Source organism: Streptomyces sp. 1-11, from assembly GCF_007176755.1.
GTDB lineage: Bacteria > Actinomycetota > Actinomycetes > Streptomycetales > Streptomycetaceae > Streptomyces.
In genome coordinates, this window is sequence record NZ_BJTV01000001.1 from 263,074 (window position 1) to 288,709 (window position 25,636).

A 25,636-nucleotide genomic window follows, 5' to 3' on the forward strand; every position below is an offset into this window, starting at 1 on the left:
CAGCGCGTATGGTGCCGTACGTCACGTGCCTCCGGGCAGGTCATTCGACAACTTGCCGCCCCTCCGGCCGGGCGCTGCACGAGGCGCGGAAGGCGCAGTGGGCGCAGTGCTGGCCGGCGGTCGGCGTGAAGCGTTCGTCGAGGACCTTCCCGGCGGCGGTGGCCAGCAGCTCGCCGACCCACTCCCCCGCGGGCGGCTCCTGGGTCTGCACCTTGGGCAGGCTCTCCCCGCCGTCGCGTACGGCGGCACCCTGCCGCAGGTGGACCAGTTCGGCGCCGCCGGCCTCGGGGCGGGCGCCGTCGAAGGCGGCGTCGGCGGCGCCCTCGCGCACGGCGAGCTGGTAGACGGCGAGCTGGGGGTGGCGGGCCACGTCGGCGGAGCTGGGCGCCTGCTTGCCGGTCTTGAAGTCGACGACGTAGGCGCGGCCCTCGCCGTCCGTCTCGACCCGGTCCATCTGGCCGCGGATGCGGACTCGGTAGTCACCCGCGGCGAGGGTGACGTCGAAGTCCTGCTCGCTGGCCACCGGGGTGCGGCCGGTGCGGTCCAGGACGTGCCAGTTCAGGAAGCGTTCGAGGGCCGCGCGCGCGTTGTCCTTCTCCTGGGCCGACTTCCAGGGCGCGTCGAAGGCGAGCGCGTTCCACACCGAATCCAGGCGTTCCATCAGGACGTCGAGGTCGGCCGGGCTGCGGCCGGAGGCGACCTCGTCGGCGAGGACGTGGACGACGTTGCCGAAGCCCTGGGCGGCGGTGGCGGGCGCGTCGGCCTTCACCTCGCGGCCCAGGAACCACTGCAGGGCGCAGGTGTTGGCGAGCTGGTCGAGAGCGCTGCCGGAGAGCACGACGGGCTGATCGCGGTCGCGCAGCGGCACCTTGCTCTCGGTCGGCTCGTACATGCCCCACCAGCGGTCGGGGTGGGCGGACGGCGCCAGGGGCCGGCCGTCCTCGTCGGTGAGGGCGGCGAGCCTGGCCAGGCGGCGCGCTGCCGCCTCGCGCAGCGCCTCGGACGCCTGCGGGTCGACGGTCGTGGCGCGCAGCTCGGCGACGAGCGCGGCCACGGACAGCGGCCGGCGCGGGCGGCCGGTGACGTCCCGGGGTTCGACACCCAGCTCGGTCAGGAAGCGGGAGGGCTGGTCGCCGTCGTCGGCCGGCGCCTTCACGGCGGTGACGACGAGGCGTTCACGCGCGCGCGTGGCGGCCACGTAGAACAGGCGGCGTTCCTCGGCGAGGAGCGCGCCCGGGGTGAGCGGTTCGGCGAGTCCGTCACGGCCGATGCGGTCGGCCTCCAGCAGGGAGCCGCGGCGGCGCAGATCGGGCCACAGTCCCTCCTGGACGCCCGCCACGACGACGAGCCGCCACTCCAGGCCCTTGGCGCGGTGCGCGGTCATCAGGCGGACGGCGTCGGGGCGCACGGCCCGGCGGGTGAGGGTGTCGGCGGCGATGTCCTGGGCCTCGATCTCCTCCAGGAAGTTCAGGGCGCCGCGGCCGCCGACCCGCTCCTCCGCGCGCGCGGCGGTGGCGAACAGCGCGCAGATCGCGTCGAGGTCGCGGTCTGCGTTGCGGCCGGCCGCGCCGCCGCGCCGGGCGGCGCGTTCCAGCCGGCCGGGCCAGGGTGTGCCCTGCCACAGGTCCCACAGCGCCTCCTCGGCCGTGCCGCCGGCGGCGAGGCGCTCGCGGGCGGTGCGCAGCAGCGCGCCGAGGCGCTGGGCCCCGCGCGCGTAGAGCGGGTCGTGGACGACGAGACGCTCGGGTTCGGCGAGCGCCCGCGCGAGCAGTTCGTCGGAGGGCGCCGGCAGCGGGTTCCCGGCGGTCCGTTCCTCCTCGCGCAGGGCGCGTCCGAGACGGCGCAGGTCGGCGGTGTCCATGCCGGCGAGCGGGGAGGCGAGCAGGGTGAGCGCCGTCTCGGCGTCGAGCCAGGAGACGTCGCGCTCCTCGCCTGCCGTCTCCTCCTCCGCGGGCCGTGACTCGGCGGTGGCCACCGCTCTGAGGGCGGTGAGCAGGGGCGCCACCGCGGGCTCGTGGCGCAGCGGCAGGTCGTCGCCGTCGATGTCCAGGGGGACGCCCGCCGCGGTCAGGGCCCGGCGGAGCGTCGGGATGCTCCGGGAGCCGGCGCGCACGAGGACGGCCATGTCGCTCCAGGGGACGCCGTCCTCCAGGTGGGCGCGGCGCAGGATGTCGGCGATGTTGTCCGTCTCGGTGCCGGGCGTCGGGTAGGTGTGGACCTCGACCCGGCCGCCGTCGCGTACGGCCTCGGGCTCCCGGTGGGCGCGCACCTTCTCGGCGGGCAGGCGGGTCAGCGGCATGCGCCGGGTGACCAGGCGGGTGGCGGCCAGCAGGGCGGCGCCGGAGCGGCGGGCGGTGCGCAGCACCTCGACGGGCGCGGGCCGGCCGTCCGCGCGCGGGAAGGCCGCCGGGAAGTCCAGGATGCCGTTCACGTCGGCGCCCCGGAAGGTGTAGATCGACTGGTCCGGGTCGCCGAACGCGACCAGGGTGCGGCCGCCGCCGGCCAGGGCGTGCAGGAGCCTGACCTGGGCCGGGTCGGTGTCCTGGTACTCGTCGACGTACAGGGCGTCGTACCGGGCGGCGAGCCGGGCCGCGACCTCGGGGCGCTGGGCGAGCAGCACCGCCCGGTGGACGAGTTCGGCGTAGTCGATGACGCCCTGGAGGTCGAGGACGTCGAGGTACTCGGCGAGGAACGCGGCGGCGGCCCGCCAGTCGGGGCGTCCGATGCGGCGGGCGAAGGCGTCCAGGGCGCCGGGGCCGAGACCCAGCTCACGGCTGCGGGCGAGCACGGCCCGGACCTCGTCGGCGAAGCCGCGGGTGGTCAGACAGGCGCGCAGCTCGTCCGGCCAGCGCACGTGGTCCAGGCCGAGCCGCTCCAGGTCCGGCTGGCCGGCGAGCAGCCCGCGGACGGTGACGTCCTGCTCGGGTCCGGAGAGCAGGCGCAGCGGCTCCGCGAACAGCCCGCTGTCCTGGTGGGCGCGGAGCAGGGCGTAGCAGTACGAGTGGAAGGTGGTCGCCCGGGGGGCGCGGGCCGCGCCGATGCGCAGGGCCATGCGGTCGCGCAGGTCGACGGCGGCCCTGCGGCTGAACGTCAGCACCAGGATGCGTTCGGGGTCGGCGCCGCGGTCGATGCGCGCGGCCACCGACTCCACCAGGGTGGTGGTCTTGCCGGTGCCGGGCCCGGCGAGGACGAGCAGCGGCCCGGCGCCGTGGTCAACCACGGCGCGCTGGGCGGCGTCCAGTCGAGGGGGACCGGGCGCGGCGGGCGGGGTGCGGACCAGCCGGTAGGCGCCACTGTTCCCCTGCCGCACCGGTGGGTGCGGCAGACGGCTGGTGGTGGAGGAGGAGCTCACGTGGTTCGCCGGTCCTGGTGGTCGTGCTGGTGGGCGGGCGGTCACGCGTGCGAGGCGGTGGCCGCGGGGTGAGGGGGACACGCGCGGCCGACGCTACGCCGCCGCATCGGACGGAAGCAGGGCTTCCGGTTGTTCCCTCGTGGCTCCCGTGTCCCTCGCGGCCCGGGCGTCACGCGCGTCCCTCACCACACGAACGTACGTCATGCCACGGACGTCCCCCCTGTCCCTCGTACGGGCCACCGATTCCCGTCGGGGGCCCACGATGGCGGAAGCTGTCAGGTGTGACCGTCCGTGCCCGCGCCGCCGTCCCATCGCGCCCGTCTCATGTCGAGCCGCGGCAGATGGCCCTCGGCGCTCCTGCCCGCCGCCTTGAGCGGGGTGCCCTCCGCCCGGTAGTGGGCGAGCGCGCCGAGCTCGTGACCGGGCAGCAGCACGCCGTCGGCGCGGACCACGCGCCACCACGGGACGGCGCTGCCGTAGAGGGACATCGCCCGGCCGACCTGGCGCGGTCCCCCCTCCTCGAGCCACTCGGCGACATCGCCGTACGTCATGACCCGCCCGGGCGGGATCAGCTCGGCGACCTCGAGGACCCGCTCGGCATAATCCGGCAGCGCGTCCTCGCACCCGTCACGGGTGTCCTCGGCAGGGCTCCGCTCGCTCATTCGCCCCATCCTGCCGCACCCCACCGACAACGCGGGGCGGAAGGCCGGGGGCGGGCCCCTCGCCCTCGGGCGGCGCTTCCGGCAGACTGTCCGACCCCTCATCCGCACCCTGATGCCCGCGAGTGCCGGTGGGGCATGCCACCATCGTGCGGGCGGTGACCGGTGATACGAGACCAAGAAGAGACGATGAAGCAGCAGGGTGTGCACCCCGAAGGCGCGGCGGGCACCCCTGACGCGTCCGCGCGTCCCGACGCCGCCCCCTCCGGCCGGGAGGACACCGGCGCGGCGGGCCGGGACGGCGCCGCCGCTGTGCCCGCGGAGGGCGCCCGCGAGGACGTCACACGCGCGCGTGACGACGAGGCGGAGACCGCCGAGGGGACGGCCCCCGGCGTCCCGCGGCCGGACAGGGGCCCCGGTGACGGCGGCGCCCACCCGGAGGAGGTGGAGGGCGACGAACCGCTGCTCCCCGCGCGCGTGCACCGTCCCTCCGACCTCATGCGGCTGCTCGTGGGCGTGCTCGCCGTCGTCGTGCTGCTCGCGGTCGCCGCGTTCGCGCACGGCACCACCTCGGGCCTCGAACAGGACATCAACAAGGGCACCGGACAGGCCCCCGACCTGCTGATCAAGATCGCCGGCCTCGCCTCCAGCATCGCCATCCTGCTGGTGCCGGTCGCCTTCGCGATCGAGCGGCTGATCAAACGGGACGGGCTGCGGATCGCCGACGGCGTGCTCGCGGCCGTGCTCGCGCACGGGGTGACCCTCGCCACCGACCTGTGGGTGGCCCGGGCCGCGCCCGGTTCCATCCAGGAGGCGCTCACCCAGCCCTCGCCCGGCGACATCCACGCCCTGACCGACCCGGTGCACGGCTACCTCGCGCCCGTCATCGCCTACATGACGGCCGTCGGCATGTCCCGCAGACCCCGCTGGCGCGCGGTGCTGTGGATCGTGCTGCTGCTCGACGCGTTCTCGATGCTCGTCACCGGCTACACGACCCCCTTCTCGATCATCCTGACCGTGCTGATCGGCTGGACCGTCGCCTACGGCACGCTGTACGCGGTCGGCTCGCCGAACGTGCGCCCCACCGGGCGGACCCTGATGGCCGGCCTCCGGCACGTCGGCTTCCACCCGGTCGCCGCGGCCCGCGAAGAGACCGTGGAGTCGGAGAACGGCGACCGCGGCCGGCGCTACTTCGTCACCCTGGAGGACGGCCGGCCGCTGGACGTCACGGTCGTCGACCGGGAACAGCAGGCCCAGGGCTTCTTCTACCGGGCCTGGCGCAACCTGACCCTGCGCGGTTTCGCCACCCGCTCCAGCCTGCAGTCCCTGCGCCAGGCCCTGGAGCAGGAGGCGCTGCTGGCGTACGCGGCGATCGCGGCGGGCGCCAACGCGCCCAAGCTGATCGCCACCTCCGAGCTCGGCCCGGACGCCGTCATGCTCGTCTACGAGCACACCGGCGGGCGCACGCTGGACTCGCTGGCGGACGAGGAGATCACCGACGAGCTGCTGCGCCGCACCTGGCGCCAGGTGCAGGCGCTGCAGTCCCGGCGGATCGCACACCGCAGGCTGGCCGGTGACGCCATCCTGGTGGATCGTTCCGGCAGGGTGATCCTCACCGAGCTGCGCGGCGGCGAGATCGCCGCCGGTGACCTGCTGCTGCGCATGGACGTCGCCCAGCTCGTCACCACGCTCGGACTGCGGGTGGGCGCCGAGCGTGCGGTGGCCTCGGCCGTCGGCGTGCTCGGTCCGGACGCGGTCGCCGACTGCCTGCCCATGCTGCAGCCCATCGCCCTGACGCGCTCCACCCGCGCGACGCTGCGCCGCCTGGGCCGGGAGCGGGCCCAGCGCGAGCGCGAGGCGGTGCTCGAGGCCTCCCGGCAGACCAAGCAGGCCCGGCTCGAGGAGGCCTCGGCGACGGCCGGCCCCACGCCCGGGAAGCCCGACAAGAAGACGGTCCGCGCCGAACAGCGGGCCGAGAAGCGGGCCATCGACGAGGCGCTGGACGAGGCCCGCGAGGAGGACCTGCTCACCCAGATCCGGCACGAGGTGCTGCGGATCAGGCCGCAGGCGCCCGTGGAACCGGCCCGCCTTGAGCGGGTGCGGCCGCGCACGCTGATCAGTTTCATCGCCGGCGCGATCGGCGCGTACTACCTGCTGACGCAGCTCACCCACATCGAGTTCGGTCCGCTGGTCGCCAACGCCCAGTGGGGCTGGGTGCTGGCGGCGGTGGCCTTCTCCGCGCTCAGCTACGTGGCCGCCGCGATGGCTCTGCTGGGCTTCGTACCGGAGCGGGTGCCGTTGCCGAGGACCGTGGGCGCCCAGGTCGCGGGGTCCTTCGTGAAGATCGTGGCACCGGCCGCGGTCGGCGGGGTGGCGCTCAACACGCGCTTCCTGCAGCGCGCCGGGGTGCGCCCAGGGCTCGCGGTCGCCAGCGTCGGCGCCTCGCAGCTGTTCGGGCTCGGCTGCCACATCCTGATGCTGCTGTCCTTCGGCTATCTGACGGGCACCGAGAAGACGCCGTCGCTGTCGCCGTCCCGGACGGTGATCGCCGGCCTGCTGACGGTGGCGGTGCTGGTGCTGGTGGTGACGTCGGTGCCGTTCCTGCGGAAGTTCGTCGTCACGCGCGTGAGGTCGCTGTTCGCCGGTGTCGTGCCGCGCATGCTCGACGTGCTCCAGCGGCCGCAGAAGCTGGTCACCGGCATCGGCGGCATGCTGCTGCTGACCGCCTGCTTCGTGATGTGTCTGGACGCCTCCATCCGCGCCTTCGGCGACGGATCGACCTCGCTGAGCATCGCCAGCGTCGCCGTGGTCTTCCTCGCGGGCAACGCGCTCGGCTCCGCCGCGCCCACCCCGGGCGGCGTCGGCGCGGTCGAGGCGAGCCTCACGCTCGGCCTGATCGCCGTCGGCCTCCCCAAGGAGGTCGCCGCACCGGCCGTCCTGCTGTACCGGCTGCTCACGCTGTGGCTGCCGGTGCTGCCCGGCTGGCTCGCCTTCAACCAGCTCACCCGCAAGGGCGCCCTGTAGGCACGCTCCCGCGGGCCGGGGCCGGCTCTTAGCTCGGACGGCCCGCGTCCCGCGCGCCCCGGCCGCCGCGCGCGCACGATGGAGGCATGGCGAACCCCTCCAGGCTGCGTGCCGCCGCCCTGACCACGAGCGCCGCGCTGCTGGCCGCCCTGCTGGGCGGGTGCGGCGACGGTGCCGGGAACGGGGACCTGACGGCGCAGAGACTGGACTGGAAGGACTGCCCGGCCCCGTCCACGGCACAGGGCGGCGGCGGTGCGCCGTCCCCGCTTCCGGACGGCGCCCAGTGGCAGTGCGCCACCATGCGGGCGCCCCTGGACTGGAGCAGGCCCAAGGGCGACACCATCGGCATCGCCCTGATCAGGGCCAGGGCGAGCGGTGACCCGGGCACGCGGATCGGCTCGCTGATCTTCAACTTCGGCGGCCCCGGCGGCAGCGGCGTCACCACGCTCCCCGCGTTCGGCCAGGACTACGCCACCCTGAACACCCGCTACGACCTGGTGAGCTTCGACCCGCGCGGGGTCGGCCGGAGCGTGCCGGTGGAGTGCCAGAGCGACGCCCAGCTCGACCAGTACTTCCAGCAGGACGCCACACCCGACGACCGCGCCGAGCAGGCCCAGCTCGTCGACCGCACCAAGGAGTTCAACGCCGACTGCGAGAAGCACTCCGAGAAGATCCTGCCGCACGTGCGCACCACCGACGCCGCCCGCGACATGGACCTGATGCGCCAGGTCCTCGGCGACCGCAAGCTGCACTACTTCGGCATCTCCTACGGCACCGAACTCGGCGGCGTCTACGCCCACCTGTTCCCGCGGCGCGTCGGCAGGATGACCCTCGACGCGGTCGTCGACCCCACCAAGGACCCGGAGCAGAGCGCGCTCGGCCAGGCCCAGGGGTTCCAGCTCGCGCTCGACAACTTCGCCCGGGACTGCACGTCGAAGGTCGAGGAGTGCCCGGTCGGCGACACCCCGCAGGACGTCAAGAACCGCATCGCCACACTGCTCAGGGACCTGGACCGGAAGCCGATCCCCGGCTCCTTCCCGCGGCAGCTCACCGAGACCGCGGCGATCAACGGCATCGCCCAGGCGCTGTACTCGAAGGACTTCTGGGAGTACCTCACCGAGGGGCTGCAGCAGGCGTACGAGGGCGACGGCAGGATCCTGATGCTGCTGTCCGACTCGATGAACGGGCGCAGCGAGAACGGCGAGTACAGCAACATCACCCCGGCGAACATCGCCATCAACTGTTCCGACGAGAAGCCTCGCTACACCGCGGACGAGATCCGGCGGAAGCTGCCGCAGTTCCGGGCCGTCTCCCCGCTGTTCGGCGACTTTCTGGCCTGGTCCATGCTGAGCTGCACCGACTGGGCCGTGCCGGGGGCCGCCGTCCACCCCGACGTGAGCGCGCCGGGAGCGGCGCCCGTCCTCGTCGTCGGCAACACCGGCGACCCGGCCACCCCCTACGAGGGCGCGAAGAAGATGGTGGAGGCGCTCGGCAAGGGCGTCGGCGTCGAGCTGACGTACAAGGGCCAGGGGCACGGGGCGTACGACAGCAAGAACAAGTGTGTGCAGAGCGCGGTGAACGGATACCTGCTGGACGGGAAGGTGCCGAAGGCGGGCACGGTCTGTTCCTGAGCACCGGCCTTCCCTGGCACGCACCGTTCCCCGAACAACGCGCAGGTCAGAGGCTTATCCACAGCCCGTCACGGGCTTGTGCCCCGCCACCTACCATGACGGGAACGCCTGCCGCGGCACGACGCGGAGGGCCCGCGAGGGGGGTGCGCATGCTTCGAGTTCTGCGGTGGACGGCCGGAGTGGCCGCGGCGCTGCTGGTGGCCGGGTGCGGCGGGAGCGGCCCGGGCGGAAGCGACGACGAGGGCAGGGCGGCGGGCCCGGCCGGACGGGACCGCACGGCCGGCGCACCGGCGGCGTCCCCGGCCGATCCGCCCGCCTCGCTGACCTCGCAGCGGCTCGGCTGGCACCGGTGCGGTGCCACCGGGGGGTCGGCGGCGCCGGGCGGCGAATGGCGGTGCGCCACGCTCAGGGTGCCGCTGGACTGGTCGAGGCCCGGCGGTCCCACGATCGGCCTCGCGCTGATCCGCGCGCGGGCCACCGGGAGCGACCGGATCGGCTCTCTGCTGTTCGACTTCGGCGGCCCCGGCGGCTCGGGGGTGGAGACGATGCCGTACTACGGCGCCACCGTCTCCGCGCTGCGCGAGCGCTACGACCTGGTGAGCTTCGATCCGCGCGGGGTCGGCGCGAGTGAGGGCGTGCGCTGCCGGAGCGACCGGGAGATCGAGGCCGCCGAGCGCGTGGACGCCACGCCGGACAGCCCGGCCGAGGAGCGGGCGTACTTCCAGGACGCCGCCGACTTCGCGAAGGGCTGCCAGAAGGCCGCGGGCCGGCTGCTGGCCCACGTCTCGACCACGGACACCGCACGGGACATGGACCTGCTGCGCCAGGTGCTCGGTGACAGGACGATGCACTACTTCGGCATCTCCTACGGCACCGAACTCGGCGGCGTCTACGCCCACCTGTTCCCGCGGCGCGTCGGCAGGATGATCCTCGACGCGGTGGTCGACCCGACCGCGGACACGGTGGGCCACGCGAAGAACCAGGCGCGGGGCTTCCAGCGGGCGCTGGAGGACTATCTGAGATCCACCGGCCAGGACCCGCGGGAGGGCACGCGCAGGATCGCGGCGCTGCTGAAGAGGATCGACGCCAGGCCCCTGCCGACCGCGTCCGGGCGGAGGCTGACCCAGACGCTCGCCCTCACCGGCATCATCCTGCCGCTGTACAGCGAGGCCGGCTGGCCCCGGCTGACCGGCGCCCTGAAGTCGGCGGAGCAGGGCGACGGCTCGAAGCTGCTGGCACTCGCGGACCAGTACAACGAGCGTGATTCCGCCGGGCGTTACGGCACCAGGGGCCACTCCCAGCGGGCCATATCGTGTCTGGACGACGCCCAGCGGCCCACGCTCGCCCGGACGAAGAGTTCGCTGCCCGAGTTCGAGCGGGTATCGCCGGTCTTCGGTGACTACCTCGCCTGGGACACGGCCGGCTGGTGCCACGACTGGCCGGTGGCCGGGCAGTACGACACCCCGCGGGTGAGCGCGCCGGGCGCGGCGCCGATCCTGCTCGTCGGCAACACCGGGGACCCGGCGACCCCCTACGAAGGCGCCCGCAGGATGGCGGACGAGCTGGGCAGGGGCGTCGGTGTGGAACTCACCTGGAAGGGCGAGGGACACGGCGCCTACGGCAACGGGAGCGACTGCGTCGACTCGACGGTCGACGCCTACCTGCTCAACGGCACGGTGCCGGAGGACGGCAAGGTCTGCTCCTGACGGCGGCGGAGCGCGGACGAGGCGTTCCGGCACGGGACACCGCCGTGCCGGAAGGGACTAGTCCGATCGGTAGGGGCGATTCCTGTTACTCACTTTCGGGTGATGCCGACCCGGTGCGCAGGACGCCGGGACGGCGTCACGAGCCGGACGGGCCAGTGCTGAAGCGGCCGCATTGCTGACGAAGGTTCAATTCCGGGTGTTTGAGTCATACATGGACGTTGCAGCAGAGAGTCACAGAAATATGTTGAACGCGTAATGCCAGGCACATCTCCCCCACAAACCGGGCGCACGGCTTGCACAGTGTGAGTGCGCGGCCGGCCGGCCGCCACTCGCACAACGCACCACCACTGGCCTGCGGCGTTCTCACGTCCGCCGGTCCGCATCGGGGGTGCCATGGACTCCTGTAGGGGGATCCTCGTGACCGTTTCCGCATCCGTGCGCCGCATGACCGCCGTCGCCGCCGTGGCGGCCGCCACCGTCGGGGCCGTGGCCCTGCCGGCCTCGGCCGCCGACCACCACCCGGGCCGCCATCACCGCGACGGCGTCTACATCAGCAACGTGCGGTACGACGCCCCGGGACGCGACGACCGCTCCAGCCGCGCCCTCAACAGGGAGTGGGTCGACATCACCAACGACTCGCGCCGCCCGGTCAACCTCAACGGCTGGACCCTGTCCGACAGGGACGGCCACACCTACACCTTCCGCCACTACCGGCTGGCCGGCCGCGCCACCGTCCGCGTCCACACCGGTTACGGCCACGACACCCGCACCGACCTGTTCCAGGACCGCAACCGGTCCGTCTGGGACCGCAACGACACGGCGACCCTGCGCAACGGCTACGGCCGCTTCGTCGACGACGCCTCCTGGGGCCGGAGCGACCGTGACCACCGCGGTGACCGTGACCACCGTGGCGACCGCGACCACCGCGACGGTGACCACCGCAACCGCCGGTGACGGTCTGCCCACGCCGGTGAGCGCGGACCCGCGGTCCCGCTGAACTGGTGGGCGTGGCACTCGCCCGGGGGCGTGCCACGCCCACCGCGCACCACTGCAAACGCCCGAAGCCCACGGCATCTGAGCTGGTCAGAGCCGTGGGCTTCGTCAGTCTCGCTGCTGGGCGAGAACTTTGATCAGTAGACCGGCTTGTCCGGTTCGATCTGGTTGACCCAGCCGATCACGCCGCCGCCGACGTGCACCGCGTCGGAGAAGCCCGCGGACTTCAGGACCGCGAGGACTTCCGCACTGCGGACACCCGTCTTGCAGTGCAGGACGATCTTCTTGTCCTGCGGCAGGCCCTCCAGGGCGGTGCCCATGAGGAACTCGTTCTTCGGGATCAGACGGGCGCCCGGGATGGAGACGATCTCGTACTCGTTCGGCTCGCGGACGTCGATGATCTCGATGTTCTCGCCGTCGTCGATCCACTCCTTGAGCTGCTTGGGAGTGATCGTGGAGTCGGCGGCCGCCGCCTGCGCCTCCTCGGACACGGCGCCGCAGAAGGCCTCGTAGTCGATGAGCTCGGTGACGGTGGGGTTCTCGCCGCAGACCGCGCAGTCCGGGTCCTTGCGGACCTTGACCTGGCGGTACTGCATCTCCAGGGCGTCGTAGATCATCAGACGGCCGACCAGCGGCTCGCCGATGCCGGCGAGGAGCTTGATGGCCTCGTTGACCTGGATGGAGCCGATGGACGCGCACAGCACGCCCAGCACGCCGCCCTCGGCGCAGGAGGGGACCATGCCGGGGGGCGGGGGCTCCGGGTAGAGGCAGCGGTAGCAGGGTCCGTGCTCGGACCAGAAGACGGACGCCTGGCCGTCGAAGCGGTAGATCGAACCCCACACGTACGGCTTGTTCAGCAGCACGCAGGCGTCGTTGACCAGGTAGCGGGTCGCGAAGTTGTCCGTGCCGTCGACGATCAGGTCGTACTGGCTGAAGATGTCCATCACGTTGTCGGCCTCGAGCCGCTCCTCGTGAAGGACCACGTTCACGTACGGGTTGATGCCCTTGACCGTGTCACGCGCGGACTCGGCCTTGGAGCGGCCGATGTCGGACTGGCTGTGGATGATCTGGCGCTGCAGGTTGGACTCGTCGACCTCGTCGAACTCCACGATGCCGAGCGTGCCCACGCCCGCGGCGGCCATGTACATCAGCGCCGGCGAGCCCAGGCCGCCGGCGCCCACGCAGAGCACCTTGGCGTTCTTCAGCCGCTTCTGCCCGTCCATCCCCACGTCGGGGATGATCAGGTGGCGGGAGTACCGGCGGACCTCGTCTACGGTGAGCTCAGAGGCTGGCTCGACCAGGGGTGGCAGCGACACGGGGACTCCGTTGGTCGGTCGATCACTACGGTTGTTCTCCCTGTAACACTGCCACGGGCTTCTTCATTCCGAGACACCTGTTCCGATCCGCGAGACGATCTCGTCCCAGTAGCCGGGCATCGACTCCCAGGGGTCGGCCCGGCCGCCGTGGGCGGTGCGGTCGGTGAGGTAGACCGTGCCCGCGCCCTGCCAGCGGGCGATCCGCAGCGCCTCCTCCAGATGACCGCGCGGCACGCCGTGCACGAAGTGGCAGAAGCGGTCCGGCGGATAGTCCGCGGTCCACTCGGCGGCCTGCGAGAAGCGGTAGTCGGGCCAGGCGCCCGAGAACGTCACCAACTGGTCGGCGTTCTCCGCGTAACCCGGGTGCGGGTGGCTGCCGTGGCCCAGGACGATGTGGGCGGTGTCACTGATCGCCCGCAGGGTGGTGATCGCCCGGCGGACCTCGGGCAGCGCGCCGCGCCCGGTGGGACACCGGTCGAACAGGAAGCCGTCGACGCGGTACCACTCGAGGTGGCGGTGCGCGTCGGAGAGCAGGTCGCCGAAGGGACGGACGCCGTGGGCGAGGTCCAGGTGACCGAGGACGCGCACGCCCGCGTTGCGCAGCCGGCCCGCGGCCTCCAGGCAGTGCGGGTCGGGACGGCTGCCGGGCCCGGCGGCGACGTTGAGCACCACCCAGTCGAGGGGCGTGCCGGGGCGGGCGAGGTCGGCCCACTGGGCCGGGGCGACCAGCGGATGCGCGAAGCCGGGGATGCCGAGCCCGGTACGGACGCCGGTGCCGGTGGTGCCCGCTGTGGTGCTGGTCAGATGCGGCATGCCGCCTCCATCCAGATGTCGGCGAGGGATTCCTCGAGGCTGATCCGGGGACGCCAGCCGAGCCGGTCGCGGGCGGTGCGCACATCGGCCTGCTGCCAGCTTCCGCAGCCGTCCGGATACGGGTAGGCGACCGGAGCGGCGTGCTCGGAGTCGGCGCGGGGGTGGCCGATGGCGCTGCGCAGCGGCCCGGGCGGCGCGTCGAGTTCGTGCAGGGCGCCGCCGTATCCGGCGACCCGGGCGAGGACGGCCGCGGCGTCGCGGAGGCGGACGGCGCGGCCGGAGCCGATGTTGATCACGCCCTGCGCGGCGGAGAGCGAGGCGGCGTGCACGGCGCGGGCGACGTCGCGGACGTCGACGAAGTCGCGCTGGACGCCGAGGCCGCCGAGCTTGAGTTCGCCGTCGCCGGACTGCATGGCGCGGCGCATCGCCTCGGCGAGCCGGCCGAGCGGGGAGCCCGCCGGAGTGCCGGGTCCGGCGGGTGAGAAGACGCGGAGCACTACCGCGTCGAGGCCGGAGCCGAGGACCAGTTCGGTGGCGGCGAGTTTGCTGACGCCGTAGGGGCCGCCGGGGCGGGGCACGGCATCCTCGGCGGTGGAGGAGCCGGGCTGGCTGGGGCCGTACTCCGAGCCGCAGCCGACCTGCACGAGGCGGGCGCCGCAGCCGCTGCGGCGCAGGGCCTCGCAGACGGTGGCGACGGCCACGGTGTTGTGCCGGACGAGGTCGCGGGCGCCGCCCCGGGTGGCGCCCGCGCAGTTGACGACCACTCCGGGATGGACCGCGTCCAGGAAGCGGGTGAGCGCTCCTGGGCTGCCCGAGGCGAGGTCGAAGCGGACGTCGGCGTCGTCCCCGCGGCCGAGCGCGGTGAGCTGGACGGCGGGGTCGGCGAGCAGGCGGTCGGCGACGAAGCGGCCGATGTAACCGTTGGCTCCGATCAGCAGGACCCTCATCGGGCGGCTCCCGGGGTGTGCGCTCCGGCTCCCAAGGCTCCGGGCACGCCGTACGCGCCGGGCGCTCCGGGCACTCCGGGCGCTCCGTGTCGGGAGGTGGTCATCTGGTCTTCTCCTTCGAAGGGGTGATGCGGTGACCTGCGGTGGGGGGCCGGACGCCATGGCGGTGGCCGGGTGCCGCCACGCCCTCGGGGCGGATGACGGCGGACTCGGCCGGGGCCGGTGGCGGAAGGTTCATTCGGGCGCCCCCGCCGTGGCGTGGGCGGAGGCCCGGGTGAGGGTGCGCAGCGCGTGGACCAGCAGGATCAGCGCGGCGGCGCCGCAGGCGAGCGTCGGCACGGCGGCCGGGCCCCAGGTGTCCACCAGGGCCTGGACGGGCACGCCCAGGAAGGCGCAGCCGGGCAGCCTGGCGGCCAGCAGCAGGGCGAGCGCCGCCGCCTCGGCGACCGCCGCGGCCCCGAGGACCAGCGCGGGGGCGTGCCGGCGGCGGTGCACGACGAGGAGGCGGGCGAGCAGCAGGAGGGCGCCGAGGGCGACCCCCTGCGGGTAGGCCGCGCTCTCCCGCAGGGCCGTGCCGCACAGGGCGAGCAGGCCGGTGAGGGCCCCCAGGAACAGGACCAGGACACCGGCCAGCAGCGGCCGGGCGGCACTGGTGAAGTCCTCTAGGCCGCGGCTGCCGGCGAGCCTGCGGCGGGCCCCGGCGGCGAGGAGGTGGGCGCACCAGGCGGCCGGGGCGCAGGCCAGGGTGAGCGCCAGGGCGGGCGCCGCGGTCATCGGCCAGGGGCCGTCGGTGGCGCCGGTGGGCAGGTCGTCGGGCCCGCCCGCCACGACGGCCGCCAGGAGTCCGTCGCCGAGCAGCGCGTACCCGAGCAGCCAGAGCGTCCACGCGCGGGTGCCGGCCGCCGTGCGCCAGGGGACGGCGCCGGGTCCGGCGGCGAGGGGGCCGTGGCGCAGGGCGGCGCGTGCCGCGGCGGCCACGGCGAGGAGGCCCACGGCGGCCGCCGGCGGGCGGAACTGGCCGTGGGTGAGGCGCAGTCCGGCCAGGGCGGCCGCGGCGAGCGCTCCGGGCAGGAGGGTGAGCAGCACCCAGCCGGGCCGGACGCGGGGGCCCCGCCCGGGCACGGGGCGGGGGTGCGGCGCGCCCTCGCGGGGCACGCGCGCGTACAGCTCCTCGGCGAGCGAGAAGACGTCGCGGTGACGGAACCGGGCGGCCGTCCGGTCGGTGACGCCGTGCGCCTCCAGCCCGGCGGCGATCTCCAGCGGGTCCACCGCCCGTTCGCACAGCTCCCGGTGACGGTGCAGCAGGGTCTTCACGGGGTCGGCGGATCCGCGCCGGACCGGGGCGGTGCGGCTTCCGCCGGACCCGGCGCCGGCGTCCGCGGGGGCCGCGTGCGCCGGTCCCGCGGCGCCCGAACCGGCGATTGCGGCGTCCGTGTGCGCCGCCGCGGCCGCCCCGGCGTGCGCCACAGTGCCCGTGAGCCATTCCCGCGACCGTTCGTCCCAGGCCGCGCCGCCGGCCGGCATCCCGGGGCGGTCGAGCCCGCCGAGCCGGTCCGAGGCGTACGGCGCGTGCGCACCGCTCAGCCCCTCGTCGTCGTACGGCTCCTCCGCGCCGCCCAGCCCGCCCGCGCTTTTCGGTGCCGCACCGCCCACCGCATCCGTACCGCCGCGAACGTCGGCACCGCTGAGCGCATCCGTACCGCCGCGCGCAAAGGCACCGCCGCGAGCGTCACCACCGAGCTCATCGGCACCGCCGAGAACACCAGCACCGCCACGCGAATCGGCACCGCCGATCACATCGGTACCGCCGCGCACGTCCGTTCCCTTCCCCGCCCCCGTACCGCGCGCCGCCCCCGCACCCTTCGGCCCGGGCTCGGCCTCCGCGTCGTCGTGGGCGCTCTCCGCTCGGCCGGGGCCGGGCGGGGCGCCGCCTTCCCCGGTCCTCACAGGGCCCCCTCCGACGCCGCGCCCGAGGTCGCGCGGACCGGGTCGCCGGGTGGCCGACCGGGTGCCTCGCGGGTGCTTTCCCGGGCGGTGGGGCCGGTCCAGTGGACGGGGACGTGGGTTTCGGCCGGCGCGGCGAACGGCAGTGGGTCGCCGGTCTCGCCGAGGGCGACCCGGCGCACCGGGTGGCGCGAGACGATCTCCAGGTAGATCCCGTTGAACGCCGCGATGTTCTGCTCGACGGTGAACAGTTCGAGCGCGCGGGCGCGTGCGGCGGCCCCGAGGCGTTCACGGCGCTCGGGGTCGCGCAGCAGCGCCACGCACGCCTCGGCGAGCGCCCGGGGGTTGCGCGGCGGTACGACGAGGCCGGTGCCGCCGATGACCTCCACCACCGCGCCGACATCGGTGGATACCGTGGCGCGGCCGCTGAACATGGCCTCCACCAGGGTGTTCGGGAAGCCCTCTACGACGCTGGAGAGGACGACCACGGCACTGCCCGCGTACGCGTCGGGCAGGGTCGGCGCCTCGGGTCCGCCGATCTCCTCGAAGGAGACCGGGTTGTCGCCGACCGCGTGCACGCCCTCGGCCTCGTCCGGGAAGAGCTGTGCGGCGAGCACCCGGCAGTGGCCCAGGTAGGCCTCGCCCTCCGCGCCCACGGGCGTGCCGACGATCCGTAGCCGGGCCCTCGGTTCCTCCTTGCGGACCTCGGCGAAGGCGTGCAGCAGCGACACGAGGTCCTTGCCGGGTTCGACGCGTCCCACCCAGCCCAGCGTGTGCGGTTCGGCGCGGTCCGGGGACTCGCCGGCCTCGCTGAAGCAGGAGGCGTCCATGCCGGGGTGCACGGTGCGGATCCGGGCGCGGTCGGCGCCGCAGCGCTCCTGCCAGCGGCGGGCGTGCGCGTTGCCGGGTGTGAGGAGGGCGGCGCGCCGGTAGACCTCGGCGGCCAGCAGGCCGTGGAAGGCGGCGAGCAGGGCGCGCACGGCGGGGGCGGCGTCGTCGGGGCCGAGGGCCAGGTAGTGCGAACGGAGCTGTACGCCGTACTCGGTGACCAGCAGGGGCACTTCACACAGGTGCCGGGCGAGCAGCCCGGGCAGGGCGGCCGCGCCGCCGGCGGTGGCGTGGCAGAGGTCGGAGGCGCCGAGGCCGTCGTCGCCGTACCAGTCGAACGAGAGGGGGCGCAGGGCCTGTTCGAGGTGCGCGGTGACGGTGAGCAGGTCGGCCACGCGCGCCTCGCGCGCCGTGCGCGGCGCACCAGAGGCACGGCAGGCGCGCTCCAGCGTGCGCAGCGCGGTGTCGGAGCGGAGCGCGCCGACCAGTCCGCCTTCGTCACGGGCGAGTTCGGCGAGGCCGTACAGCGCGCTGCCGAAACGGTCCGCCTGGTGCGCGGGCCGGGTCTCGGCGGCTTGGCCCGGGGCGGCGCCGGGCCCGCCGCCGAGGGCCTCGACCAGTTCGCCGTAGCACTCGGTGAAGCGCCGGCGTGCGCGGCGGCCGTGGGTGACACCGTCGCCCTCGGCCGTCCACGGCGGAGCCGGGCGCACCCGGCCGACCTGCGGCGGGAGCGGGACCCGCCCGTCGTCCCGCTGCGACCGGCCGCGGCTGAGCGCGTAGACGTCGAACTCGTGCTGGGCGAGCCCGCGCACGAGCCGGTCGCACCAGAGCCCGGTGTCACCGCCCACATCCGGGTAGCCACTCTCTGTAAGCAGTCCGATGCGCACGTGTGCACCCCCGATCTCCGTGAGTGGGAAGCCGCCTTCGTCCCGGCGGCTCGCAGCGGCACGAACGTATGCGGACGAGGCGGTGGCGCGATGGACGGTTGTCCATCGCGCCACCAGAAGGGGTGAAAGGGCGTGACTTTCCGGTGCAGGTCGCGTTCCGTCGCGCTATGACTGCGGAAGGTGATCGTCCGCGCGGGAGGCGTTACGCCGTGGCCAGCTCCCGCCGGGCCGCCCGCCGCTCGGCCGCCAGCCCCGGGTCGAGCGCGGGCACGGCGGCCAGGAGCTGTTTCGTATACGGCTCGCGCGGGGCGTCGTACACCTCGTCCACGGGCCCGTACTCGACGATCCGGCCGCGGCGCATCACCGCGACCCGGTCGCTGACCTGGCGGACCACGGCGAGGTCGTGCGCGATGAACACGAGCGCGAGGCCGAGTTCCCGCTGCAGCTCGCCGAGGAGCGCGACCACCTGGGCCTGCGTGGTGACGTCGAGCGCGGAGACCGGCTCGTCCAGGACGATCACGCGCGGGTCGGCGGCGAGCGCCCGGGCGATGCCCACGCGCTGGCGCTGGCCGCCGCTGAACTCGTGCGGGTAGCGGTCGTAGTGCGCCGCCTCCAGCCCCACGCGCTCCAGCAGCTCGCCCACCCGCGTCCGGATGCCCCGCTCGTCCCGCTCTCCCCGCGCGCGGAGCGGGTCCGCGATGGACTCGCCGACGCTGCGGCGGGGGTTGAGGGAAGAGACGGGGTCCTGGAAGACCATCTGGACGGACGGGTCCACGCCGGTGTGCGGGCGTCCCGCGTAACGGATCGCGCCGGCGGTCGGCTCCAGCAGCCCGACCAGCATGCGGCCCAGTGTCGTCTTGCCGCTGCCGCTCTCCCCCACGACGCCCAGGGTCTCGCCCCGGCGGACGGTCAGCGAGACGTCGTCCACAGCGGGGAAAGCGTGTCTGCCGCGCCCGAACTCGCGCCGCAGGCCGGTGGCCTCCAGCACCGCCTCCCCGGCCGCCGGTGCGGCGGCCCGCGGCGCGTCCACGCGGGGCACGGCGTCGAGCAGCTCGCGGGTGTACGCCTGCCCGGGCGCCGCCAGCACCGTGCCGACGGGGCCGTGTTCGACGGCCCTGCCGTGCCGCATGACCAGCACCTCGTCGACGCTCTCGGCCGCGACCCCGACGTCGTGGGTGACGAGCAGCAGGCCCATGCCGGTCTCCTCGCGCAGCGTGTGCAGCAGGTCGAGGATCTGGGCCTGGACGGTGACGTCGAGGGCCGTGGTGGGCTCGTCGGCGATCAGCAGGTCCGGCTCGCAGGCGAGCGCCATGGCGATCAGGGCACGCTGGCGCATGCCGCCGCTGAACTCGTGCGGGCGGGAGCGGGAGCGCCGTGCGGCGTCCGGGATGCCGACCCGGTCCAGCACCTCGACGGCACGCGCGCGTGCTGCGCGGCGCGACACGCGCGTGTGCACGCGGTGGACCTCGGCGATCTGGTCGCCGATCGCGTAGTACGGGTCGAGCGAGGACAGCGGGTCCTGGAAGACCATGGCCGCCTTGGCGCCGCGCAGCCGGCGCAGTTCCTCGTCCGAGGCCTGCCGCACGTCCGTGCCCGCGACGCGGACCGAGCCGCCGACCCGGGCCCCGGTGCCCCGGTGCAGACCGAGCAGGGCGCCGGCGACGGTGGACTTGCCGGAACCGGATTCGCCGACCAGCGCGAGGGCCTCGCCCCGCGCCAGCCGGAAGGAGAGTCCGTCCACGGCGCGCAGGGCCCCGAACTCCACGGTCAGGTCCTTGACCTCGACCAGGCTCATGCGAGTACCACCCGTCGGTCGGCCACCGCGTACAGGACGTCCGCGACGGCGTTGGCGATGACCACGAAGAAGCCGATGACCAGAACCATGCCGACGACGACCGGCAGGTCGACCACCTTGACCGCGTGGACCAGTTCCTGTCCGATGCCGGGGAGCCCGAAGAGGGTCTCGGTGAGGACGGCGCCGCCGACGGCCCCGCCGAAGTTGTTGGCGTTCAGCGCGATGACCGGCGCGAGCGCGCCGCGCAGGGCGTGCCGCCCGACCACCGAGCGCTCGGCGACCCCGTAGGCGCGGAACGTCCGTACGTGGTCCTCGGCGAGGGTCTCCAGCATGGCCGCCCGGGTCAGGCGCGCGAACGCCGCGGCCTCGATGAGGGCGAGCGAGAGCCAGGGCAGCAGCAGGTTCCACGCCCACTGCTCGGGGTCGTCGGCGAGCTTCACGTACTGCGGGAAGGGCAGCAGCCGCAGCTCACCGCAGACCACGATCATCAGGACCAGGCCGATGACGAAGACGGGCGTGGCCGTGCCGGCGAGGGTGACGGCGGTCAGCGCCCGCTCGGTGAACCGGCCGCGCCGCCAGGCGGAGAGCACCCCGGTGCCGACGCCCAGGACGAGCCAGATCACCATCGCGCCGGACACCAGCGACAGGCTGACCGGGAGCTTGGCCAGGATGATGTCCGTCACCTGCCGGTCGCTCTGATAGGAGAGCCCTAGGCAGGGCGCCGGGCAGTGGGCCACCGAGGTGCCGGTCGAGTAGTCCTGGCCGGCGACGAGGCCCTGCAGGAAGTGCCAGTAGCGCAGGTACAGCGGGTCGTCCAGGTGGAGCTGCTGGGCGACCTGGTGGACCTGGGCAGGCGAGCAGCGCGGGCCGCAGCTGATCTGGGCGACGTTGCCGGGGGTGACGTAGAAGACGACGTAGATGATCACCGAGATGGCGAGCAGGGTGATCAGGGCGCCGACGGCGCGGCGCAGTACGAAACCGCCGAACCCGCTCATGCGGCGTCCTCCTTTCCGGTCCCGGCCGCGCCGGGCGCATCCGCCCCGGCGCGGCCCTCGCCCTTGGCGCCGGTGCCGACGCGCAGCCGGGAGGCCGCGCGCGGGTCGAGGGCGGTGCGTACGCCGTCGCCGAGGACGGTCAGCGCGACGACGGTGACGAAGAGGGCCCCGGCGGGCAGCAGCAGGTACTGCGGCGCCGCCTGGTACCAGACGTCGGCGGCGGTGAGCATCTGTCCCCAGGACGGCGTCGGCGGCTTCACGCCCACGCCGAGGAAGGACAGGGCCGCCTCGATGGAGATGTTGATGGGCACGAGCAGCGCGGCGTAGGTGATGACGGGCGCGGCGAGCCCGGGCAGCAGCTCGCGGCGGGCGATCCGCCAGGTGCCCCAGCCGCTGAGCCGGGCGGCGGCCACATGGTCGAGCCCCTTGAGGGTGAGCGTCTGCGCGCGCGTGATCTTGGCGATGTTGCCCCAGGCGATCAGGCCGATCACGAAGGTGACCAGGACGGGCCGCGGGAAGCTCGTCGGGACGATGGCGAGCAGCGCGAGCGCCATGATCATCAGTGGCAGGGCGATGATGATGTCGGTGATCCGGCTCAACAGTTGATCAATGAACCGGCTGCCGAGCGCCGAGGCGACGCCGATCAGCACGCCGAGGGTCACCTGGATCACGGTCGCGGCCAGCGCGACGCCCAGCGAGACCCGCGCCCCGTACACCAGCCGGGCGAACAGGTCGCGGCCGGTCTGCGGCTCGACGCCCAGCCAGTGTCCGCCGCCGGCGCCGCCGAACGAGCCGATAGGCACGCCCCCGCGCGCGGAGTCGATCAGGGAGGGGTGGTAGGTGGTGGGGTCCTGGCCCTCCAGGGCGGTGAGCAGCGGCGCGGCGAGCGCGACCAGGACGAGCAGCGCCACGACGGCCGCGGCGACCAGGGCGGCGCGCTGCGCCCGCAGCCGCCGCCAGAACTGACGGGCCCCCGAGGCCCCCGGGACGGTGGTGTCCGTCCCGGGGGCCTGGGTGGCGACAAGTGCCTCGCTCACGGCCTTACTTCACCGCGACCTGGGAGATGTCGAGCACGCCGGTCCAGTCGCTGATGACGATGTTCCTGACGTCCTGGCCGTACAGGCGCTTGTAGACCGGGTGGAACAGCGGCACCACGAGGGCCTGCTCGCCGATCTTCTTGTCCAGCGCGCCCCACCGCTTCGCGGCCGCGTCGAGGTCGGTCAGCTTGTTGATCGCGTCGATCTCGGCATTGACCGACTTGTCGTCGAGCAGGCCCGTGTTGAAGTTCGCGCCGTCCTTGACGATCTGCCGGCCGTCGAAGATCGGGGCGAGGAAAGGACCGCCGGAGGGCCAGTCGGCACCCCAGTGGGCGAGGAAGAAGCCCGGCTCGGTCCTCACGTTGTGGATCTTGTCCGCGTAGTCGTTCTCCTCCAGGCCCTGCAGCCTGACCGTGATGCCGGCCTTCTTCAGCGCGTCCTGGATCGCGGTCGCGATCTCGGGGCTGGTCTCGAAGTCCTTGCTGTTGGAGTGGGTCAGCGTGACGGTGAGACCGTTCGTGTGGCCGGCCTGCGCCAGCAGTTCCCTGGCCTTGGCCGCGTTGCCGGACCTGCCCGCCGGGAACGGGTCGTAGGGCGTGTGGCCGAAGGACTTCTGGTCGGGCAGGAAGGTGGTGGCGGGTTCGGCGAGCGCGCTGCCGCCGGCCGCGTTGACCACGGACGAGCGGTCGATGGCGTAGGCGATCGCCTGCCGGACCTTCGGGTCGTCGAACGGCTTCACCTTCGGGTTGAAGGCGATGTAGTTCGTGTAGCCGAAGTGGCCGGTGCCGACCCGCGCGGCCAGCGCCTTGTCGCCGGTGACCTTGGCGAGCTCGGCCGGGCCGAGGTTGGTGTCCGTGGTGACCGCGGCGGCGTCCGTTCCCTGGGACGCGGACAGCCGCTGGTTGATCACGGAGGAGTCCAGCCCGGAGCGGACGTCGACGGTGTCCGGGTAGGCCTTGCGCTCGGCGTCGACGGCCGTGGACCAGTACGGGTTGCGCTTCAGGACGAGGTGCTCGCCGTCGTTCTCGTTGCTGACGACCTTGTAGGGGCCGGACGAGACCGGGTGCTGCTCGTACTTCGTGCCCGTGTCCTTGGCCTTGGGCACGGGCGTGAACTGGGTCTGGGTGGCCAGGTAGGGGAACTCGCCCTCGGGCTTGTTCAGGTGGAAGACGATGGTCCGCTCGTCCGGCGTCTCGATCGCGGACAGGCCCTTCTTGTCCTTGTACGGACCCTGGTAGTCCGCGGCGCCGGCCAGCCAGTCCCGCAGGTAGGGCGCGCCGCCCGACAGCTCGGGCGCGAAGGAGCGCTCGATGCCGTACTTGACGTCGGCGGACGTGATCGGGGTGCCGTCCTCGTACTTCAGGCCCTTGCGCAGGGTGTACGTCCACACGGTCGCGTTCTTGCTGGGGCGTCCGGTGTCGGTGGCGAGGTCCGGGACGACCTCGGCGCCGGCCGCGCCGTTCTCGCGGTTGCGGGTGGTGAGGGTGCGGAAGACGAGCGAGGGGACGTTGCCGCCGCCGGAGGTGTACAGGCGGGCGGGGTCGAAGTCCTGCTGCGGGTTGGAGTTCAGCACCGTGAGCGTGCCGCCCTTGTGCGGCGCGGAGTCGCCGGCCGGGCCCTTGGCATCGTTGTCCTCCGGACCGCAGGCGGCGGCGCCCGCTGCCACGACCAGGCTGACGGATGCCGCTGCCACGCGGCGCGCTATGACGGACGGTTGACGCATCGGAATGACGACCTCTCGGGGCTGCATCGAGGATTTCTCGACAAGTGAGACAGATGGACGAGGAGTGAGACGGCTGCGGGCAGACGTCGGCCCCGGCGTCGGGTCGTCGAAAACACCCGTGACACGGTCACGGACGGAATGAGGGAGATGAGTCGCGACGCGAACGCCAGGGAGGCGGCGTCAGCGACAGTGGATGTCGGCCACGCATAGCGCGGTCACACCGAACAGCGCCAGCTCGATGGCTGCGCTGTGTGAGGCGGTGTGACGGGACGACATGCCGAGAAATATGAACGAACATGCGACTCATGTCAATCTGACATAAGCGCCGCCCGTCAACTCTTCGGATACGGCCAGGGGTTGGGCCGGCAGTGGATTCCGTCGTGGTCGAGGAACTTGGTCTGCTGCTGCATGACCGGAGCGAGTTCGCCGTCCTTGTCGCAGGTCACATGGCCGTGGCCGAGCCGGTGGCCGACTTCGTGATTGATCAGCATTTGCCGGTATGCGTGGATTTTGTCCCCGTAGGTCACACTGCCCTGGGCCCACCGGTAGGCGTTGATCATCACGCGTTCGGTGGACGCCGAGTCGCAGGAGACGTTGTCCTCGGTGGTGTCCAGGCCCGACTTGGCACACCACTTTGCGGTGGTGCCCGGACTGGCGAGCGTGATCACGAAGTCCGGCTTGCCGGAGGAGACCCGCTCGAAGGTACGGGCGCCGTCATGGGCCCAACTGCGGTCGTTGTTCAGCGTCTTCTGCACCGCCTCGGCGAACAGCGCGCCGTCCAGGCCGAGTCCCTGCTCGACGTCCACCCGGTAGGTGTACTTCTGGCCCCTGCCGGGCGCCTTGTCGAGGCCCGGAACCGCGTCGAACTTCCCGGACCCCCGCAGATCGGCGCTGAGGGGGTACGTCCGGGCCATCTTCTGGTCGTAGCTGAGCGCCGCCACGCCCGGCGCGGCGGACGGGGCGACGCCGTGGGCCTGGGCGCCGTCCGCCCGGCCGGTGGCGGTCCGCGCCTGCACGCCGCTGCCGTCGGGGCCGTCGGTGACCTGCCCGGCGACGACGATCGCCAGGGCGGTGGTCACGGCCGCGGCCGCAATGCCGGTGAAGGCCCGGCCTCTTCCGCCGGGGCGCTGAGCGGGCACGGTGGCCTCGGGCCCGTCGCCGCCCGCCCCGGACCCGGCGCCCCTGGCCGCCGGTTCCCGGCCGGGGCCGTCCTCGCCGCCGCCGGGTGCGGCGCGGCGGCCGGAGCCGGACTCGAAGACGTCGAGGTCCTCGGCGAAGGCGTCGAGGTACTCCTGCCGGGGGCCGCCCTGCCGCCGGCGCTGCCTCGGCAGGGCCGTACCGGGCCCGCCGCCCGCACCCTTCCGGGTGCCGGAGGCCGCCGCCGACCCCGTCGGTGACCCGGAGCCGGCCCCGGCGCCGCCGTCGGCCGCACCCCTGACCTCACCCCAGCCGCCCCCGGCCTCACGCTGCTCGGGATGCCCGCCACGGGCCCGGGAGGCACCACCACCGAACCGCGGCACCCCCTGCGCGGGGGTGCCTTCGGGCAGCCGGGGCACCCCACGAGCCGGAGTGCCGTCAGGCAACCGCGGCATCCCATGCGCAGGCGTGCCGTCAGGCAGTCGCGGCACCCCATGCGCCGGAGTGCCCTCCCCGAGACGCGGCACCCCTCGAACGGGCGTGCCGTCAGGCAGTCGCGGCACCCCATGCGCCGGAGTGCCGTCCGTGAGACGCGGGACCCCTTGAGCAGGCGTGCCGTCAGGCAACCGCGGCGCCCCGCGGCCAGGCGTGCCGGCCGGGAAGCCGGGTGTCCCCTGTGCTGGGCGCTGTCCCGCCCCCTGGGCGGCCGGGCCGCCCGGGAACTGGCGCTGCCCGGGCAGCCGGACCTCGCGTCCGGCCCCTGGGGCCGCGCCCCGCGGATCTCCCTGTTCGTTTATGTCCGTGGAGCCGGCCTTGGCGGCCGGTCCTCGGCGACTGTGGCGTCCCACC

General features: G+C 73.8%; 17 protein-coding genes. 4 read left to right on the forward strand and 13 right to left on the reverse strand.

All coding sequences use genetic code 11. From position 1 onward, the window contains the following. Positions 1 to 40: 40 nt before the first annotated feature. Positions 41 to 3,352 carry an ATP-dependent DNA helicase gene (locus tag TNCT1_RS01175; protein WP_143627183.1) on the reverse strand — a complete coding sequence of 1,104 codons (3,312 nt, stop codon included), beginning with the start codon at positions 3,350 to 3,352 and terminating at the stop codon, positions 41 to 43. A 275-nt stretch (positions 3,353 to 3,627) separates the two neighbouring features. Beyond that, complete coding sequence (locus TNCT1_RS01180) at positions 3,628 to 4,014, reverse strand: MGMT family protein (RefSeq protein WP_235902247.1); 387 nt, start codon at positions 4,012 to 4,014, stop codon at positions 3,628 to 3,630. A gap of 186 nt (positions 4,015 to 4,200) precedes the next feature. On the opposite strand from TNCT1_RS01180, the gene TNCT1_RS01185 reads away from it, so the two are divergent. The 4 genes from TNCT1_RS01185 (at position 4,201) to TNCT1_RS01200 (ending at position 11,326) form a co-directional block, all read left to right on the forward strand. Next, complete coding sequence (locus tag TNCT1_RS01185; RefSeq protein ID WP_143627188.1) at positions 4,201 to 7,035, forward strand: lysylphosphatidylglycerol synthase transmembrane domain-containing protein; 2,835 nt, start codon at positions 4,201 to 4,203, stop codon at positions 7,033 to 7,035. 86 nt (positions 7,036 to 7,121) lie between these two features. Continuing rightward, a complete protein-coding gene (locus tag TNCT1_RS01190) occupies positions 7,122 to 8,666 on the forward strand; it encodes an alpha/beta hydrolase (RefSeq protein ID WP_143627190.1) in 1,545 nt (514 codons plus the stop codon). A 149-nt stretch (positions 8,667 to 8,815) separates the two neighbouring features. Then, positions 8,816 to 10,372 carry an alpha/beta hydrolase gene (locus tag TNCT1_RS01195; protein ID WP_143627192.1) on the forward strand — a complete coding sequence of 519 codons (1,557 nt, stop codon included), beginning with the start codon at positions 8,816 to 8,818 and terminating at the stop codon, positions 10,370 to 10,372. 444 nt (positions 10,373 to 10,816) lie between these two features. Then, the gene (locus TNCT1_RS01200) at positions 10,817 to 11,326 is read left to right on the forward strand and encodes a lamin tail domain-containing protein (RefSeq protein WP_143628261.1); all 510 of its coding nucleotides are present in this window, start codon (positions 10,817 to 10,819) and stop codon (positions 11,324 to 11,326) included. A 176-nt stretch (positions 11,327 to 11,502) separates the two neighbouring features. Here TNCT1_RS01200 and moeZ read toward each other — a convergent pair whose 3' ends face one another. The 11 genes from moeZ to TNCT1_RS01250 all read right to left on the reverse strand — a co-directional run bounded on the left by moeZ (position 11,503) and on the right by TNCT1_RS01250 (position 25,635). After that, positions 11,503 to 12,681 (reverse strand): adenylyltransferase/sulfurtransferase MoeZ, encoded by a 1,179-nt coding sequence (gene moeZ / locus TNCT1_RS01205; protein ID WP_143627194.1) that lies wholly within the window; start codon positions 12,679 to 12,681, stop codon positions 11,503 to 11,505. Between the two features lie 63 nt (positions 12,682 to 12,744). Further along, positions 12,745 to 13,494: a spherulation-specific family 4 protein gene (locus TNCT1_RS01210; protein WP_143627196.1), complete on the reverse strand. Its 750-nt coding sequence runs from the start codon at positions 13,492 to 13,494 to the stop codon at positions 12,745 to 12,747. Then, the gene (locus tag TNCT1_RS01215) at positions 13,482 to 14,441 is read right to left on the reverse strand and encodes an NAD(P)-dependent oxidoreductase (protein ID WP_143627199.1); all 960 of its coding nucleotides are present in this window, start codon (positions 14,439 to 14,441) and stop codon (positions 13,482 to 13,484) included. The genes TNCT1_RS01210 and TNCT1_RS01215 overlap by 13 nt, the downstream gene beginning before the upstream one ends. A gap of 234 nt (positions 14,442 to 14,675) precedes the next feature. Continuing rightward, positions 14,676 to 15,965 carry a hypothetical protein gene (locus tag TNCT1_RS01220; protein ID WP_281294707.1) on the reverse strand — a complete coding sequence of 430 codons (1,290 nt, stop codon included), beginning with the start codon at positions 15,963 to 15,965 and terminating at the stop codon, positions 14,676 to 14,678. Positions 15,966 to 16,384: 419 nt separating this feature from the next. Then, the gene (locus TNCT1_RS01225; protein ID WP_143627201.1) at positions 16,385 to 18,100 is read right to left on the reverse strand and encodes a DUF3492 domain-containing protein; all 1,716 of its coding nucleotides are present in this window, start codon (positions 18,098 to 18,100) and stop codon (positions 16,385 to 16,387) included. A gap of 202 nt (positions 18,101 to 18,302) precedes the next feature. After that, positions 18,303 to 19,895: an ABC transporter ATP-binding protein gene (locus TNCT1_RS01230; RefSeq protein ID WP_143627203.1), complete on the reverse strand. Its 1,593-nt coding sequence runs from the start codon at positions 19,893 to 19,895 to the stop codon at positions 18,303 to 18,305. Continuing rightward, the gene (locus tag TNCT1_RS01235) at positions 19,892 to 20,890 is read right to left on the reverse strand and encodes an ABC transporter permease (protein WP_143627205.1); all 999 of its coding nucleotides are present in this window, start codon (positions 20,888 to 20,890) and stop codon (positions 19,892 to 19,894) included. Before TNCT1_RS01235 ends, TNCT1_RS01230 begins: the two co-directional genes overlap by 4 nt. After that, positions 20,887 to 21,927 carry an ABC transporter permease gene (locus tag TNCT1_RS01240; RefSeq protein WP_143627207.1) on the reverse strand — a complete coding sequence of 347 codons (1,041 nt, stop codon included), beginning with the start codon at positions 21,925 to 21,927 and terminating at the stop codon, positions 20,887 to 20,889. The genes TNCT1_RS01235 and TNCT1_RS01240 overlap by 4 nt, the downstream gene beginning before the upstream one ends. Positions 21,928 to 21,931: 4 nt before the next feature. Then, on the reverse strand, positions 21,932 to 23,650 hold the full coding sequence (locus TNCT1_RS01245) for an ABC transporter substrate-binding protein (RefSeq protein ID WP_143627210.1): 1,719 nt from the start codon (positions 23,648 to 23,650) through the stop codon (positions 21,932 to 21,934). 180 nt (positions 23,651 to 23,830) lie between these two features. Next, complete coding sequence (locus TNCT1_RS36875) at positions 23,831 to 23,926, reverse strand: Ms4533A family Cys-rich leader peptide (RefSeq protein WP_348652406.1); 96 nt, start codon at positions 23,924 to 23,926, stop codon at positions 23,831 to 23,833. A gap of 56 nt (positions 23,927 to 23,982) precedes the next feature. Continuing rightward, positions 23,983 to 25,635 (reverse strand): DUF3152 domain-containing protein, encoded by a 1,653-nt coding sequence (locus TNCT1_RS01250; RefSeq protein WP_143627212.1) that lies wholly within the window; start codon positions 25,633 to 25,635, stop codon positions 23,983 to 23,985. Between the last annotated feature and the right edge of the window lies 1 nt (position 25,636).

What these genes read in the sequence shown, in the direction of transcription:
- TNCT1_RS01235 (WP_143627205.1), bottom strand. Translation starts at nt 20,890, where the DNA reads ATGAGCGGGTTCGGCGGTTTCGTACTGCGCCGCGCCGTCGGCGCCCTG.
- TNCT1_RS01200 (WP_143628261.1), top strand. Translation starts at nt 10,817, where the DNA reads ATGACCGCCGTCGCCGCCGTGGCGGCCGCCACCGTCGGGGCCGTGGCC.
- TNCT1_RS36875 (WP_348652406.1), bottom strand. Translation starts at nt 23,926, where the DNA reads ATGTCGTCCCGTCACACCGCCTCACACAGCGCAGCCATCGAGCTGGCG.
- TNCT1_RS01190 (WP_143627190.1), top strand. Translation starts at nt 7,122, where the DNA reads ATGGCGAACCCCTCCAGGCTGCGTGCCGCCGCCCTGACCACGAGCGCC.
- TNCT1_RS01230 (WP_143627203.1), bottom strand. Translation starts at nt 19,895, where the DNA reads ATGAGCCTGGTCGAGGTCAAGGACCTGACCGTGGAGTTCGGGGCCCTG.
- TNCT1_RS01215 (WP_143627199.1), bottom strand. Translation starts at nt 14,441, where the DNA reads ATGAGGGTCCTGCTGATCGGAGCCAACGGTTACATCGGCCGCTTCGTC.
- TNCT1_RS01245 (WP_143627210.1), bottom strand. Translation starts at nt 23,650, where the DNA reads ATGCGTCAACCGTCCGTCATAGCGCGCCGCGTGGCAGCGGCATCCGTC.
- TNCT1_RS01185 (WP_143627188.1), top strand. Translation starts at nt 4,201, where the DNA reads ATGAAGCAGCAGGGTGTGCACCCCGAAGGCGCGGCGGGCACCCCTGAC.
- TNCT1_RS01220 (WP_281294707.1), bottom strand. Translation starts at nt 15,965, where the DNA reads ATGCCGGCCGGCGGCGCGGCCTGGGACGAACGGTCGCGGGAATGGCTC.
- TNCT1_RS01210 (WP_143627196.1), bottom strand. Translation starts at nt 13,494, where the DNA reads ATGCCGCATCTGACCAGCACCACAGCGGGCACCACCGGCACCGGCGTC.
- TNCT1_RS01195 (WP_143627192.1), top strand. Translation starts at nt 8,816, where the DNA reads ATGCTTCGAGTTCTGCGGTGGACGGCCGGAGTGGCCGCGGCGCTGCTG.
- TNCT1_RS01180 (WP_235902247.1), bottom strand. Translation starts at nt 4,014, where the DNA reads ATGAGCGAGCGGAGCCCTGCCGAGGACACCCGTGACGGGTGCGAGGAC.